This is a genomic window from Nocardia sichangensis (assembly GCF_047200615.1).
GTDB classification, from domain to species: Bacteria; Actinomycetota; Actinomycetes; order Mycobacteriales; family Mycobacteriaceae; genus Nocardia; species Nocardia sichangensis.
Window position 1 is genome coordinate 1 of sequence record NZ_JBJZOK010000028.1, and the last position, 14,387, is coordinate 14,387.

At 65.5% G+C, this 14,387-nt stretch carries 16 protein-coding genes, 3 tRNA genes and 1 pseudogene; 11 read left to right on the plus strand and 9 right to left on the minus strand.

The genetic code is table 11. The features are described from left to right. The first annotated feature begins 222 nt into the window (after nt 1–222). Nucleotides 223–296: transfer RNA gene (locus tag ACL03I_RS30235), tRNA-Ile, on the plus strand. Between the two features lie 191 nt (nt 297–487). On the opposite strand, the gene ACL03I_RS30240 is transcribed toward ACL03I_RS30235, so the two are convergent. Both ACL03I_RS30240 and ACL03I_RS30245 read right to left on the minus strand, forming a co-directional pair. Next, complete coding sequence (locus tag ACL03I_RS30240) at nt 488–679, minus strand: hypothetical protein (protein WP_412807554.1); 192 nt, start codon at nt 677–679, stop codon at nt 488–490. 153 nt (nt 680–832) lie between these two features. Next, nucleotides 833–1,048: a hypothetical protein gene (locus ACL03I_RS30245; RefSeq protein WP_355073416.1), complete on the minus strand. Its 216-nt coding sequence runs from the start codon at nt 1,046–1,048 to the stop codon at nt 833–835. Between the two features lie 896 nt (nt 1,049–1,944). Here ACL03I_RS30245 and ACL03I_RS30250 point away from each other — a divergent pair. Further along, complete coding sequence (locus ACL03I_RS30250; RefSeq protein ID WP_355073414.1) at nt 1,945–2,205, plus strand: LppP/LprE family lipoprotein; 261 nt, start codon at nt 1,945–1,947, stop codon at nt 2,203–2,205. A gap of 62 nt (nt 2,206–2,267) precedes the next feature. Here the strand turns inward: ACL03I_RS30250 and ACL03I_RS30255 are convergent. Then, a tRNA-Ala gene (locus ACL03I_RS30255) sits at nt 2,268–2,340 on the minus strand. A gap of 142 nt (nt 2,341–2,482) precedes the next feature. After that, a pseudogene (locus ACL03I_RS30260) lies at nt 2,483–2,647 on the minus strand (TetR/AcrR family transcriptional regulator); the annotation flags it as partial. A 200-nt stretch (nt 2,648–2,847) separates the two neighbouring features. On the opposite strand from ACL03I_RS30260, the gene ACL03I_RS30265 reads away from it, so the two are divergent. From ACL03I_RS30265 to ACL03I_RS30280, 4 genes are all read left to right on the plus strand, one after another. Beyond that, nucleotides 2,848–2,920: transfer RNA gene (locus ACL03I_RS30265), tRNA-Ala, on the plus strand. Between the two features lie 197 nt (nt 2,921–3,117). Then, entirely contained in the window at nt 3,118–3,963 is an 846-nt protein-coding gene (locus ACL03I_RS30270) for a ParA family protein (protein WP_355073412.1), read from the plus strand. Continuing rightward, a complete protein-coding gene (locus ACL03I_RS30275) occupies nt 3,963–4,754 on the plus strand; it encodes a hypothetical protein (protein WP_355073410.1) in 792 nt (263 codons plus the stop codon). The genes ACL03I_RS30270 and ACL03I_RS30275 overlap by 1 nt, the downstream gene beginning before the upstream one ends. A gap of 688 nt (nt 4,755–5,442) precedes the next feature. Further along, nucleotides 5,443–5,898 (plus strand): C40 family peptidase, encoded by a 456-nt coding sequence (locus ACL03I_RS30280; protein ID WP_459561391.1) that lies wholly within the window; start codon nt 5,443–5,445, stop codon nt 5,896–5,898. A gap of 34 nt (nt 5,899–5,932) precedes the next feature. Here the strand turns inward: ACL03I_RS30280 and ACL03I_RS30285 are convergent, their stop codons facing one another. Together ACL03I_RS30285 and ACL03I_RS30290 are read right to left on the minus strand one after the other, a co-directional pair. Next, nucleotides 5,933–7,117, minus strand: coding sequence for a DUF1444 domain-containing protein (locus ACL03I_RS30285; RefSeq protein ID WP_412807555.1), 1,185 nt, complete (start codon nt 7,115–7,117; stop codon nt 5,933–5,935). Nucleotides 7,118–7,161: 44 nt separating this feature from the next. After that, complete coding sequence (locus ACL03I_RS30290) at nt 7,162–7,866, minus strand: YoaK family protein (RefSeq protein WP_355073406.1); 705 nt, start codon at nt 7,864–7,866, stop codon at nt 7,162–7,164. 224 nt (nt 7,867–8,090) lie between these two features. Here ACL03I_RS30290 and ACL03I_RS30295 point away from each other — a divergent pair, with 224 nt between their 5' ends. The 3 genes from ACL03I_RS30295 to ACL03I_RS30305 all read left to right on the plus strand — a co-directional run bounded on the left by ACL03I_RS30295 (nt 8,091) and on the right by ACL03I_RS30305 (nt 11,706). Beyond that, nucleotides 8,091–9,029 (plus strand): acyl-CoA dehydrogenase family protein, encoded by a 939-nt coding sequence (locus ACL03I_RS30295; RefSeq protein ID WP_412807556.1) that lies wholly within the window; start codon nt 8,091–8,093, stop codon nt 9,027–9,029. Between the two features lie 830 nt (nt 9,030–9,859). Next, nucleotides 9,860–10,861 carry an ATP-binding cassette domain-containing protein gene (locus tag ACL03I_RS30300; protein WP_355073403.1) on the plus strand — a complete coding sequence of 334 codons (1,002 nt, stop codon included), beginning with the start codon at nt 9,860–9,862 and terminating at the stop codon, nt 10,859–10,861. Further along, nucleotides 10,858–11,706 carry an ABC transporter permease gene (locus tag ACL03I_RS30305; protein ID WP_355073401.1) on the plus strand — a complete coding sequence of 283 codons (849 nt, stop codon included), beginning with the start codon at nt 10,858–10,860 and terminating at the stop codon, nt 11,704–11,706. Before ACL03I_RS30300 ends, ACL03I_RS30305 begins: the two co-directional genes overlap by 4 nt. 15 nt (nt 11,707–11,721) lie before the next feature. Here the strand turns inward: ACL03I_RS30305 and ACL03I_RS30310 are convergent, their stop codons facing one another. Then, on the minus strand, nt 11,722–11,934 hold the full coding sequence (locus tag ACL03I_RS30310) for a hypothetical protein (RefSeq protein ID WP_355073399.1): 213 nt from the start codon (nt 11,932–11,934) through the stop codon (nt 11,722–11,724). Nucleotides 11,935–12,040: 106 nt separating this feature from the next. On the opposite strand from ACL03I_RS30310, the gene ACL03I_RS30315 reads away from it, so the two are divergent. Next, nucleotides 12,041–12,568: a peptidylprolyl isomerase gene (locus ACL03I_RS30315; RefSeq protein WP_356963240.1), complete on the plus strand. Its 528-nt coding sequence runs from the start codon at nt 12,041–12,043 to the stop codon at nt 12,566–12,568. 4 nt (nt 12,569–12,572) lie between these two features. Further along, nucleotides 12,573–13,445 carry a rhomboid family intramembrane serine protease gene (locus ACL03I_RS30320; protein WP_355073396.1) on the plus strand — a complete coding sequence of 291 codons (873 nt, stop codon included), beginning with the start codon at nt 12,573–12,575 and terminating at the stop codon, nt 13,443–13,445. Nucleotides 13,446–13,511: 66 nt separating this feature from the next. On the opposite strand, the gene ACL03I_RS30325 is transcribed toward ACL03I_RS30320, so the two are convergent. Further along, nucleotides 13,512–13,997: a PH domain-containing protein gene (locus ACL03I_RS30325; protein WP_355073394.1), complete on the minus strand. Its 486-nt coding sequence runs from the start codon at nt 13,995–13,997 to the stop codon at nt 13,512–13,514. 89 nt (nt 13,998–14,086) lie between these two features. After that, entirely contained in the window at nt 14,087–14,350 is a 264-nt protein-coding gene (gene crgA, locus ACL03I_RS30330) for a cell division protein CrgA (protein ID WP_039803465.1), read from the minus strand. Nucleotides 14,351–14,387 lie beyond the last annotated feature (37 nt).

A 14,387-nucleotide genomic window follows, 5' to 3' on the forward strand; every position in this document is an offset into this window, starting at 1 on the left:
TCCCGGAACGTCCAGACGGCCGGTACTCGCCCAACAGGCAGAGTGCCGGCCGTTTTCGTGGATGCTGTCGCCTGACGGACTGTCATACCGGCGGCGCTGGACAGCGGCTGTCGCTGCCGCCGCAAGTGCGCCTCGCTAAGGCTTCTACCAGCCGTTTTGGTTCAGTGGATAGGTGTTGTGTAGTCTCTACACGTCGTTGTTCATGCAAACAACACAAACTACGGGCCTATAGCTCAGGCGGTTAGAGCGCTTCGCTGATAACGAAGAGGTCGGAGGTTCAAGTCCTCCTAGGCCCACCTCCCTCAGTGCCAGGTCAGGCGCCATTCCGGTCCTCTCGAGCCGATCTACCGTTGCGTCATCAACCGGCCGTCCGCCGTTCAGCGAACTTCGCCGCGTTCCCTGTAGACCCGGCGCGTCCGCTGCCTCACCCCGCGCTCCAGGGGCCGAGTACCGCACCGCCTACTCGGCGCTGATGCGTCAAGGACTTCTACGCCGATTGGCTGATGAAGCACCACAAGGCGAGGGCGGGGTGTGCGTCACAAAGCCCGCCAGCGACGGAGTCGGTCGGTGCCGGGGTGAAGGCCTCGAGCGGAAGGGGTTCGGCCGCGCCGGCGCCGGCGCCGACAAGGGTCGCGGCACTGATCAGCGCGCCGACGAGGATTCCACGCAGTGTGGACATCTGAAACTCCTGAAACGTTGGTTGGTAGCGATTCATGTGAGAGCGGGGTCATGTCGCCTGGGCGAGACCGCGGGGGCACCGTCGTCCGGCAATCGCCGGTGCCCTGCGCACATGCCGGTCGGTCGTCGAAATCCCGGCCGCGCTCTCGGGGTTCTACTGGCAGAACTGGGGGCCCTGGTTCATGAGCATCAGCTTGATGATGGTGCAAAGGATTCCCGACGACGAACCGCTCGCCGAGCCGCTGTCGCCGGCGGCGATCGAGGACACAGACGGAGTGGGCTGCGAAGTCTCCGCCTGCGCGGTTGCGGCAGGTGCCAGCACAGCCACGGTCAAAAGTGCGCCGATGGTGAGCCGAGTGATTCGAGTCATGTCGAATCTGCCTTTCTCTCTTAGGTTTTCGGTCCGCTCAGGCGTACCGCCAAGTCCATCGGCGGCTCCACTTCCGCCGTTACAGCGGTGTTATCCAACGACCGTTCGCCCTCCGAACGCTGCGCCGGCCCAGAATGATCTCCTGCGGGACGGTGTTCTGGGCCTGGGCGATTTCCTGGAGGGCTCGCGCGTGCCCGAGATGTCTCCGCGTATCGGCACTTGCTGTTCAGACCGGAGACTCCCGCTGGACGCACCCCTGTAACACCGCGGGCGGTCGGTCCGACATCTCTGACAACAGTTGAGGGACAAGAACATTCGTCGCGCTGCGATGCCGCAACGCGTCGCTTCGGCGCGCCGGTGATCGCGGCCCGAACGAATATCGAAACCGAAGCTCGATCAGCAATTTCGAGGGGTGCGCAATGAACGTCAGACTATCGGCTGTGCTGTCGATCGCGGCCACCGTTGTGGTCGCAACCGCCGCGTGCGGGACCGACTCGAGCACATCGGCCGGGTCCGCGACGTCGGCGGGAAGCACGACCACCGCGTCATCGGCGGGTCCGGCGGCGACGCGGACAACAGCGATCGGCGAACAACCGGGGGCGGCGCCACAACCGGGAGGGTTACCACAAGCGGGAGGGGCGCCACAGCCGGCGACGGCGCAACAACCGGCTCCCGGGGCCACCGCGGTCCCGGAACCATCCGTTGCGGCGACCTCGTCTCCCGCTACGCAGTCGGCGCCGGAAGGTAGCGGCCACGGCCTGTGCTTCGACGTCAACTCGGCGCTCGCGGCGTCCTCGGTCGCCACGTTGGCCGCGCCGCCCGGTGGCGGGTCGTGGACGATCCAAGGGGCGAGCGAGGATCCCATCGCGGCAGGATGTTCCGGGGTGCTGTCGTGGATGACTGTGGAATGGCCGGGAATTCATCCCGGCACACACGTTCTCTTCTTCACCGGCGGGAAGTATCTCGGGACCGCGAGCGCGCGGCCATACGGGTACACGACAGTTCTGGGCAAGACCCGCGACACCGTGTCCGTGCAGTACCGCTGGCCGTTGAAGGACGACGCGCTGTGCTGCCCGCAAGGAGGACCGAGCGTCGTGACATTCACCCTGAACGGCACCACCGTGCAGGCGAACGGGCAGTTCCCGCCGGAGAACTGAACGGTCCACACCGGAACCACACGAAAAAGGCTCACGCTCCGCGAGCATGAGCCTTCGACGAGTGGAGCCTAGGGGAATCGAACCCCTAACCCCTGCCTTGCAAAGGCAGTGCTCTGCCAATTGAGCTAAGGCCCCGCGCGTACATACGCCTGCAAAACGTTACCTTCTCGCCGCTGAGATGGTCAAAACGGCAGGTTGTCGCGTCAAGCCGAGCGCCGTCGGCCGCGCCCCGGGTGACGCCCGGTCCGGCGGCGCGCTCGAGCACCTCGGCGAGGGAAGGCAGGGGGCGTGAGCAGATCTCGTCCGCCTCGTCGGCCAGAACGCCGAACATCCGAAGCAGGTCTTCGATGACCTGATCGGTGGCGGCGGCGTCGTCACGGTCGGGGTGATCGGGCAATAACTGGCCGAGACACAGAGCGGCTCCGGCCACGATCGTCATGGCTCATTGTTCAGTCTTGACGAATCCATCAGTGATCTGCTCGGATCTTTCTGGGCGGGCTTCGGGCACCGCAGTAGGGTGGAAACCATGAAACTTCTTCTCACCGCCGGTGTCGTGGTTCTGGTTCTCTTCGGCATCTCCAAGCTGCGCCAGCGCAGCGACGCGGACATGTGGCACGAGGTGACCACCCGCTGATCCCGGGAGGGGCCTTAGCTCAATTGGCAGAGCACTGCCTTTGCAAGGCAGGGGTTAGGGGTTCGATTCCCCTAGGCTCCACTGATGACCCGAAACGCTTCGTTCCGGTGCGGCGGCCTACCGCTGGTGCGTTGGTGTACGCACCCGAGCTTCGAGGCCGATACGGATAACGGGCGTCCCCCCGACGAATTTCGAGTCGGCAGCAGCGGGAACACGGGCTCGCCGTCCCTGCGGGGTGGTGAAATTTCCGGCGGGATAGCCGGAACCTTTGTGTCCAATTGGACACAGAGCGGCAGCGGCACAGCCGCGACAAGGCGCCGCAATCAGACGATATTCGTCGATACTGTGCCAGACTGGCCCGGCACAGTAATACACTCCTCACCCTCGGAGGAACGTCAATGACGAATTCTGTTGCGCCACTCGAATTGCCCGAACCTCTGGTCATCACGCTGGGGAATCTCAAGGGCGGTGTCGGCAAAACGACATCAGCGTTCTTCTTGGCGAGCTACTTCGCTTCTGTTCACGAACTGCGGGTGCTGGTGATCGACGCCGACCCGCTCAGCCAGACCGGCTACTCCTGGTACCGGCGGCTGGTCAAGGGGGGCATCGAAGTGCCGTTCCATCTGGTCGCGTTCCCGTCGCGGCATGTCGGCGACTGCATAACGGACAATGCCGCCGATTTCGACGTCATCATCGTGGACGCCGGGGGTGAGTCGGCCGATATCTTCAAGGCCGCTGTTCCGGAGAGCGACGAGCTGTTGCTGTTGACGAGTGTGAGCCCGTCGGAAGTCAAACGCGTGCCGAGTACGTTCAAAGCCGCCGAGGAGGCGGCGGCCGACACCGACCGGGAAATCCGGGTGCGGGTGCTGATGACCAAAGTCCCGGTGATCATGAAGAAAGGCGTCAATGTCTCGACCGAATACCGTGCGCAGCGGGGCCATTTGGAAAGCGCGGGCTACGACGTATTCGATTCCTATTTGAGCGCCTGGAAATGGTATCGGGAGGCGGCCGACGGGGAGGTGGGGGAGGGCGCCGAGAATCCGATCGAGGATTTGGGCGAGTACCGCAAGGTGGGCGACGAGCTGCTGAGCGCGTATCGCGCCCTGCTGGAGGTGCCTGCCTGATGCCTCCACAACGCAGGAAGGGTTCGATCGGCGGGGCGAATCCGCTATCCGACGGCGCCGAGCACACGCCACCGGTGTCCCCGCTGCGCGACGCCGAATGGCGGCGGTCGAAGCCGGCCGTGAGCCCGAATGTCTTGACCATGCCGGTGCCGGACGCGGGTGACGGACCCCTGAGCGACCGAGAACGGGCGCAGTTGACGGCGTGCGAGTCGTCGATCGACACGCTGCGGATCGCATTCTGGGCCGCCGGGCGTGCGCTGCAGATCGTGCGGGACGGCAGGCTCTACCGCGACAGCCACGAGACGTTCGACGACTACGTGGAACAGCGGTGGGATATGCAGCGGTCGTACGCGCACAAGCTGATTCGCGCTTGGCCGCTCGCCGCGCGGCTGCAGCCGGTCGCGCCCGCGATCAACGAGGGCCAGGTCCGCGAACTGCTGCCGGTGGCGGCCGAATACGGGGAAGACGCTGCGGTCACCATCTACACCACCGTGGCGGCGGGTGCCGACGTGAAGGTCACCGCGGGAAAGCTCCGGCAGGCGGTGGCGCTGCTGCCCGAACGCTATGACGAAGAAGTGGTGGTCGAGCGTCTCCAAGCGTGGCTGCGCGGCGAACTGCCGGGCGACCCGACCGATCGCTCCGCCGACATCTTCACCGCCATGGAATCCCGGCTCGCGGCGCTGACGAAGCGCGTGGTCAAAGGATCCAGCGACGACCCGCGCGCGGCGCGCGAATTCGCGGCCAAGCTCCGTACGATCGCCGAGCAGATCGAGGAACAGATCACCGCGTGAAATCGCAGTCGGCGACGGCCCCGCAGCGGAATGTTTTCCCTGCGGGGTCATTGCGTACAGAGGGAACGAATTGCGAGACGCGGAATTATCGTTGCGGGTGCCGGAACGAGTTATTATTTCGTTATGGAAATAAAGGTGTGTTGTGCTTTACGTGATGCAAACTATGCCGAAAGGTGAATACTCGGATCGGATCCGCTGGACTGACGAAGCACCGTGATGGTTTTCGAATCAATTCGAGGTCTTTGGTGAAGTCCGTCGCGCCACGCATGGCGGCGTCGTATGGCTCCGCCGGAGGCCGGCGATATGAGCATCGGAGGACCGCATCATGGCATCATCGACCGACGACCGATATATCCGCTACCTGCGACGTGCTGTGCTCTGGGCACTCGCCACCGGAGCGGCCGCATTCATCGGCGTGTTGTGCAACGCAGGGGAGGCATCGGCCCAGCCGGTGACCATTCCGGGCGTGGGAACGTTCGAGATTTCCGACTACATTCCCCTGAACAACGCCATACTCCCCGTCACCGAATCTCCGGTGACCGCGGGGTTCTCGGATATCGAGAACATCGCGAGTACCCCGGTTCCGCAGATCGAGATCGCGCCTGCCACGCTCGGCCCGGCCATCGAGTCCCCGGTTTCGGTGAAGATTCCCGTAATCGAGCTGCCGTTACCGACGACTGTGCCTGCGATCGAGATCCCACTGATCGGCGTGCTTCCGGAGATCGAGATCCCTTTCCTCGGTGACCTCCCGCAGATCATGCCTCGGGCGCCCACTCCGCCCGCCGCGGTGATTCCGCAGAGGACCGCCGGTGATATGGCCGTCGACGCGGCACGAACCAAACTCGGTTCCGATTACAGCTATGGCGCCGTCGGCCCAGACTCCTTCGATTGCTCCGGGCTGGTGCAGTGGTCCTACGAGCAGGCCGGCGTGGAGCTGCCACGCACCAGCTACGACCAGCTCGCCGCCGGAACGCCGGTACCGCTCGACGAACTGCGTCCCGGCGACATGGTCTCGTTCTACGGCGGAAGCCACTCCGCCCTCTACGCAGGCGACGGCAAAGTCATCCACGCATCGACATACGGCACGGGCGTGACCACTTCCCCCCTCTCCTCGATGCCGGTGACAGGCGCCCGCCGATTCTGATTCCCTCTGGTGCAGCCGCACCGCAGTTCGCAGGTCAGGGAGAGACCGCCGCCCCTTCCAGTGCGGCCAGCGTCTCGGCATCCGGCCAGTGGCGGATTTCGTAGCGGCGAGGTGAGAGATCCGGGACCGGAGTGAGGCCGGTCAGTCCCACGACAGCATCGAACGGGACCTCGAAAAGACGCTCCAGTTCACCTCGGTCGTCACGGCAGAAGGCGACGTAGTCGGCCTCCGGGAGCAAGTAGTCGACACCTTCCCCCCAGACGGTGATCGTGAAGGGACCCTTGTCGCCATGGCCGTACATGACCGAACCGACATAGGCGGACTCGAGGTCATAGGGCGTGAATTCCAGATCGCGCTCGACGATCTCGTTGAGAATCTGAGCCTGCGCGTCGTATTCGGTGACCGCCAAACCGCATCGGGCCCGCTGCACGGCGGGCAGGTGGCGGTGCGCGGGCGAACGATCGAGCGGAATGACCGCGCCACTGTCGTCCACGGTGTACCCCTGTGGCGAGACCGGCCGGGCCGCGTCACGATACTGCTCTTCCACCACCTCGAAGATCGGCTCGAGATCGTCCGCGCCGGTCGCGATGATGAGCGTGTCGACATCGGGCATGAAGGCGACAGGTGGTTGGGTTCCGAAGCCGGAACCGGCGAGCCAGCCGGGGAACAGCGGCCATGATGTGCAGTAGCCGTCGCCGTCGTCGACGAATTGCAGGATGCCGTCTTCCTCTATGTCGGTGAAACTCACTATCGCGCCGAGGTTCTCGCGCGCCGCCGCGAAAACCTCCTCGGGACTCACATCCCATTCGCGCAACGACGCGTAGGTGACGATCGATCGGGTGTGGGGCAAATCGATGGCCACCATCTCGTCCACGAATGGAAACGCGGAGCGAGCGATCGGCCGCGACTCCGGTTCGACGCCTGCGCCGAAGCTGTTGGGACGCAATATCGGCCGCAGCATGGACCGCACCGAAGGCCAACCCGGTGCGGGGGTGCGTAGCTCACGCACGGCTTCGCAGTGCTGTGCGACCCGGGCATCGCGCTCCGTGGCATCGAGCTCACGCGTTTCCCGAAAGATGTTGTGCAGGTCGAGAAAAAAATCGCCGATCCGTATCGCGAACTCGTCCGGGTCGTATTCGACATCGGTTTCGCCCAGCGCCGCCAGATGCTGCATGACGAGCGCGGCGAAGGCGGCGGCTTCGTCTTCGATATTCTGCACGCGGCCACGGTAGTCGCGAAGTCCCGCGGTCACCCGGCGGTGGCTTACCGTGTGAGGGGACCGTGCCGATCCAGGTGCAGATAGGTGAAGCCGGTGACGAGCAGGCACACGACTGTCGCGGTGATCAGCATGGCCCAGCCGGCGACCAGCAGGCTCAGCAGTCCGCCGAGCAGCGCGCCGAGCGAGAAACCGGCATAGAGCAGGAAGTACCCGAGCCAGTCCGCGTAGTCGCCACCGCTGAGGTGGCGTTCGACACCTTGACCCAGCTTGACGAGCGTCCCGGTGACGTAGCTGAGCGGTATGGAGACCTCACCGTTGCGGACGAACGATGTGTTGAGCGCGCCGACGCCGAAGGCGACGAACAAGATCGGCAGCAGACCGATCGGCTTGCTGGACGTCTGGTATTCGAGCAGGTCGACGGCCGAGGCCAGCGCCAGGCAGACAGTGGTGAGCAGAGTGGGCCCGTGTGGGTGCCCGGACCAGTAGCGTCTGCGGCACCATGAGGCCACCACGACACCGGACAGGAAGGACATCAGCAATCCGGCGGCCGCCAAACCCATGTCCGATTCGTCGTGAAAGTACCCGAGGACGGCCCGTTCGGTATTGCCCGTCATGAAAGTGACGAAATAGCCGGCGGTATGCATGAACGCCGCCGCACCGATCAGCCCGGCGAGTGCCGCCAGCACCCAGGACAGTCTGGCTTCGGAGTCGAAAAGTGCCTTCTTGCGATCTTCTTCCAGTTCCGGCACAGGTCGAACTCCTTCCGGTACGGCGCGGCAGTTCAGTCAAGCAGGCTCGTCGACGGAATCGGCCCACGCAGGGCCGACCGTTGCTCATAGATCGCCGGCATTCCGGGCACGTTCCGTCGACGCATGCTCCCACGCGATATCGAAGCGCCGTTTCACCCTGGTCGGCGGGCCGTCGTCCGCACCGAGCCCTCTCGAGCGAGTCGCTGCTCGGTTACCGTGCTGAGGTGGATACTCTGCTCGACTTCCTGCTGACCGAGCCGGTGGCGGCCGCGCCGCTCGATGACGTCGCCGCGGCGTGGACGCGACATCGTGTGGCGGCGAATCGTTTCGAGCAGCCGGTGGAGGTGTCGATCGCGGGCGGCTTCGGAGCCGACCGGCTCGGCTTCGCCTTCCTGTCCGGTTACCAGGAAGCGCTGCGGACGCTGATTCCCGACCTGCCGGACGACGAACTGGTCGCGATGTGCGCCACCGAGGAAGGCGGCGGTCACCCCGCCGCGATCCGCACCACGCTCACCGAGCGGGACGGGGTCTGGCTGCTCGACGGCACCAAGTCGTTCGCGACCATGGGCTCTTACGCGCGACAGCTGGTGGTGATCGCCAGTGTCGGCACGGCGCCGGACGGGCGGAACCGGTTGCGCGCCTGCACGGTCGAGACGGGGGAACCAGGCGTGCGCCTGACCGATCATCCCGCGCTGTCGTTCGCGCCCGAGGTCCCGCATGCGTCGGTTGTGCTGACCGGCGTGCCGGCGCTGCCGCTTCCCGGTGACGGATATCTGGACTACCTCAAGCCGTTCCGGACGATCGAGGACATCCACGTGCTGGCCGCCACGCTGGGCTGGCTGGTGCGGGTGGCTCGGGTGTCGCAGTGGCCGCGCGCGAGTCGGCAACGACTGTTGACACTGGTGGCCGCCGTGCGCGGCCTGGACATCGATGCGCCGGGTGCTGCCGGGGTGCACATCGCCCTCGGCGGGGTCTTCGATTCGTTCGGTGACGTGCTGGCCGAACTCGAGCCTTTCTGGCAGTCCGCCGACCCCGTGACACGGCAGCGGTGGGAGCGTGACCGGCCGCTGCTCGCCACCGCCGGGCGCGTGCGCGCGCAACGCCTCGCCGCCGCGTGGCGGGCGGTGGAACCGGGCGACCACCAAGCGGGAACAGGGGTCTGACCTGGTCTGAAAATGGGGAGCGGGCCTCGGCGAAGGGGGGGAGTTAGCCGAGGCCCGCGTAGGGTCGGCCCGGGGGGGAGGGGCCGACGAGAACGATGCTACTCGATGATGTGTGTTTGTGTGTGCGGGGGGACGGCCGCGCTCCAAGTTTTTTTGGGTGGGCTTACTTTCTGGATGCCGCATGGCAGTTGTCCCTGGCCCCTCGGTCGCCAACGCCATTCCCGCCTGTTGGCTTAGTGTTTGCCAAAAGTGTTGTAAAGCAAGCATTTCCATGGCTGTACGGCAGCATGACCTGCTGCGGATACGCGTTGTGCACAACATGCCGACCGGTCGCCGAAGAAAGGAATCCACGAGAACGTTCGGGCGTGTCCGCCATTCCGGGCGTGGTGCCGCCCGCGCGCATGGACCGAATGTGTCGTACCCCGATGCGAACATGTGTTCGTGATCACCGACTGGACCGTTCGCGCGGAGCGCCCCCGCTCGCCGCGACAACGCGCATGCGAATTTCCGTCATCCGAGTACGGGTCCTCGGCGATTCGGGTAGTCCGCTACGCGCGCTCGGGTACCCGTGCGCGCGGGATCATCGAACCGGTCGCATTCCGATCCGGTACCCCCGAGCACCGACCGGATCGGAATGCGGCCTTCTCGCGTTGCACGAGTCGTCCTTCCGGGGCAGACAGGTCTCCGGAATCAAATCGGATGAAATTGTCGGCGAGCGGGACGATACTGTGCCGGGTATCGGCCGGTGATCCGATCCAGCGAATTGATCGGCGCCCGGGGCTCCTGGGGTCGCACTCATTCGCATCGAACTCGTCAACTTCAGGAGAATCATGCCCGACGCAATAGTCGCCGAGGGTCTGGTCAAACGATACGGCCAGCTGGTGGCCCTCGACGGACTCGATCTGCGAGTCCCGGAAGGCACCGTCACCGCACTGCTCGGACCCAATGGCGCAGGCAAGACCACCACCGTCCGCGTGTTCACCACTCTGCTGGTGCCGGATGCCGGACGCGCGACGGTCGCCGGAATCGATGTGCTGCGCGATCCGCAGACGTTGCGTTCCCGCATCGGGGCGTCGGGACAGTATGCCGCGGTCGACGAATACCTCACCGGTTTCGAGAATTTGGAAATGGTGGGACGTCTTTATCACATGGGGGTGCAGCGAAGTAAGGAACGCGCGCGCGAATTGCTCGAACGATTCCGGCTCACCGACGCCGCGGACCGTCCGGTCAAGGGTTACTCCGGCGGCATGCGCCGTCGCCTCGATCTGGCGGGCGCGTTGGTCGCGAACCCTCCCGTGCTGTTCCTCGACGAGCCCACCACCGGACTGGACCCTCGTGCGCGCCTGGATCTTTGGGACGTGATCGAGGAATTGGTCGCGGGTGGGACAACGTTGCTGCTCACCACCCAGTACATGGAGGAGGCGGATCGGCTCGCCGATTCGATCGCGGTGATCGACCACGGCAAGGTGATCGCCAAGGGCACCGCGGACGAACTCAAGACCATGGTCGGCGGCGACCGCATCGAGTTGACCGTCGATCGCGTGGACAATCTCGCGACGGCCGAGGCCGCGCTGAAGAGTTTGGCGGACGGGGAGATTCATCTGGAACCAGGGTTGCGCCGGATCATCGTCCCGGTCTCCGACGGGTCGCAGGCACTGGTGGAGGCAGTGGGGCGGCTGGCCGAGCACAGCGTGCAGATCCACGACGTAGGTCTGCGCCGCCCGTCGCTGGACGACGTCTTCCTCACCCTCACCGGTCATGAGGCGGAGGCGATCGCCGCCGGTGACGCGGCGAACGACGAGCTGGGAGCTACGGAAGGAACGATCCGATGACCGCCACCGCCCCGGTCCTGGGCAGGCCCTCGCTGGGCGCGCGACTGTCCATTGTGGTCAGCGACAGTGTGACCATCGCGAAACGCAACGTCATCAAGATCAAGCGGGTCCCCGACGTCCTGATCTTCTCCACGCTCTCGCCGATCATGTTCGTGCTGCTGTTCGCCTATGTCTTCGGCGCGGCCATCGACGTCCCAGGCCTCTCCGGCGGATATCGCGAGTTCCTCATCGCGGGCATCTTCGCGCAGACCGTGGTGTTCGGTGCGACCTTCACCGGCGCCGGGCTGGCCGAGGACATGCAGAAGGGCATCATCGACCGATTCCGCTCGCTGCCGATGGCCTCGTCGGCGGTGCTGGTCGGCCGCACGATCAGCGATGTGGTGATCAACGTGGTCAGCCTGACCGTCATGTCGCTGACCGGTCTGCTCGTGGGTTGGCGCATCCGCGGTTCGTTCCTGGACGCGGTGCTGGCCTACATCCTGTTGCTGCTGTTCGCCTACGCGGTGTCCTGGATCATGGCCGTGGTGGGGCTGCTGGTGCGTGCGCCGGAGGTGTTCAACAACGCCAGCTTCATGGTGATCTTCCCGCTCACGTTCATCGCCAACACGTTCGTCCCCAGCGAGAAACTGCCCACCGTCCTGCGGGTGATCGCGGAATGGAACCCGGTGTCCGCGTTGACCCAGGCGACGCGTGAGCTGTTCGGGAACACGAGTCCGCTCGCGCCGACGCCGGATGCCTGGTCGTTGCAGCACCCGGTGATCACTTCGCTGGCCTGGGTGGTGGTGATCCTGGTGGTGTTCGTGCCGCTGGCCCTGCGCCAGTACAAGAAGACGGTCAGTCGCTGATCCGCCGCTGTCTCGTCAGTGCTCGGTCTCCACGCCGGTCTCCGCCAATGGAGTCGGCGTGGAGCCGTTGCGGGAGTATCCGATGCGCGGCGGCGCGGGCGCGGGTTCCGGCGGCTGCGGCCGCCGGGTGCGGGCCAGATAGGCCACGCCACCCGCCAGCGCGACGGCGGCGGCGAGAAGGAGCCGATTACGTGAACGCGACGAGACATGCAGGCGCCCAGAGGTCATTGGACCACTCTATGCACAGCCCGGTGATTCGCGCAGGAGGCCCAGCTCACAGCACGGTCCGGCCCAGTTCCGCGGCCGCGTCGCCGACCGTGGCACGATGGGCGGCGTGACCTCACCGAATCAGACATCCGTGGCAACGCTGCACACGAATCACGGCGATATCAAGCTCGCGCTTTTCGGTAACCACGCGCCCAAGACGGTCCGCAACTTCCTAGGTCTCGCCGACGGTTCTGCTCCCTACACCACCGCGAACGCCAGCGGAGGCAACAGCGGCCCGTTCTATGACGGCGCCCTGTTCCATCGCGTGATGGCCGGTTTCATGATTCAGGGTGGCGATCCCACCGGGACCGGTCGCGGCGGCCCCGGATACGAATTCGGTGACGAGTTCCACCCCGAGCTGCGGTTCGACCGTGGCTACCTGTTGGCGATGGCCAACGCGGGGCCCGGCACCAACGGCTCCCAGTTCTTCATCACCGTTCGACCGCAGCCGCACCTCAACCGCAAGCACACCATCTTCGGTGAAGTCGTGGACCCGGAATCCCGGAAGGTCGTCGACGCCATCGCGACCACCAGGACCGATCGCAACGACCGGCCCGTGGAGCCCGTCGTCATCACCAAGATCACGATCGAATGAGACTATGAACCCCCAGCCGCCCGCACCCACCTGCGTCCGCCATCCGAATCGCCCGACCGGCCTGGCCTGCACGCGGTGCGGGCGGCCGTCCTGTGCGGAGTGCCTGCGACCCGCGGCCGTCGGTCAGCACTGTGTCGACTGTCTGCGCGCGGATCAGCGCGACGTCGCGCCGGTGCGGACGGTCTCGGGCGCGGCAGCGCCCCGGATGTCCGCACCTTATGTGACCTATGCGCTGATCGCGATCAACGTGGTGATCTACGCGATCACCGCGGCGCAGGCCAAGAGCCTGATGGACAACCAGCGTGGCTCCGCGCTGTTCTTCGATTGGGTGCTGTTCGCACCGGCGGTCGCGGACGGCGAATGGTGGCGGGTGCTCGGTTCCGGGTTCCTGCACTACGGCCCCATCCACCTGCTGCTGAACATGTTCGCGCTGTATGTGGTGGGCCGGGATGCCGAATTGGTGCTGGGCCGGCTGCGCTACCTGGCGGTGTACCTGGTCTCGATGCTCGGCGGGGCCGCCGGGGTCATGCTGTTGTCCCAGAACAGTCTCACGGCGGGTGCGTCGGGCGCGGTGTACGGCCTGTTCGGTGCGATCACGATCATTCTGCTCCGGTTGCGGCAGAACCCGAATCAGATGCTGATCATCATCGGCATCAACGTCTTCATCAGCCTCTCACTGCCCGGCATCTCGCTCTGGGGTCATCTCGGCGGTCTGGCCGCGGGTACCGTCGCCACGCTCGGCATTCTGTTCCTGCCGGGTTGGCTGCGAGTGCGCACTCCGCAAGCGGCACGGACGGTCGGCTGGATCGCGGTGGCGCTCGTGGCGTTCGCGGCGCTGGCGCTGGTGGCTGTGGGCGCGATCACTTCGACTGCCTGACAGCGGGATTCGCTTCACGTGAAACATTCGCGGCCGGGTTTGCCGAATGTCCCGGCCGCGGCGTCGTCAGCGGGTCTTGTCCTGGGTGAGCCGCAGGGCTTCGACCAGGTCTTGATATACGAACTCGGGATTGGCGCCCAGATCCCAGCGGCCGAAGATCAGCAGCCGGTCCACTCCGTCGTGCTGGACGTCGAGTTCCAGCATCGGCATCTTCCGCCCGAGACGGCGGTAGCTCACCACACGGGCGCGCACGATTTGCTCGGGGGTGTATTCGTCAGGTCCCGTCAGGGTGCGGACGACCATGCGTGGTTGCGCGCCGGGCACCACGGACAGTCGCGGGCGTTGCCGGAACCCGAGCGCGGCGAGGGCGAGCAATCCGGCCGCTGCCAGTCCTACGAGCAGGCGGCTCGCCGCCTCGTTGGTGACCACCGCCGCGACGGCCAACGCGACGCCGCCCGCGGCGACCGCGACGAGCGCGGAGGTCGGCGTGGTCCAGACCAGGCCCGGCTCGTCATGGTCCGGCGAGCCGGGGACCGCGGACTCCGAACTCACGGCACTCCCCAATCGCTCCTCGAGTTGTCCACAGGCTCATCCACAGGTGTGCATGAATGACACGTCTGTAATCTGCGCGATGTCGCCGCTCAGCGCCAGCGCATCGTCATGATCAGGCCCACCACCATCAGACCGAAGCCGATCAGGAAGTTCCAGGCGTTGAGATCGTTCATCCAGCTGATCTGCTCGGCCGCCAAGTAGTAGACGAGCAGCCAGGCCAGCCCAGCGAGCATGAATCCGAGCATGATCGCGACATACCAGACCGGCGACGGCCCGGCCTTCACCTTCACCGGCGTCCGGCTGGCGGGGTTGATCGTATAGTCGGTCTTCTTACGGACCTTCGACTTGGGCATGACGTCCTCGTATTCGGCGTGCAGGTCGTGGTCTCTA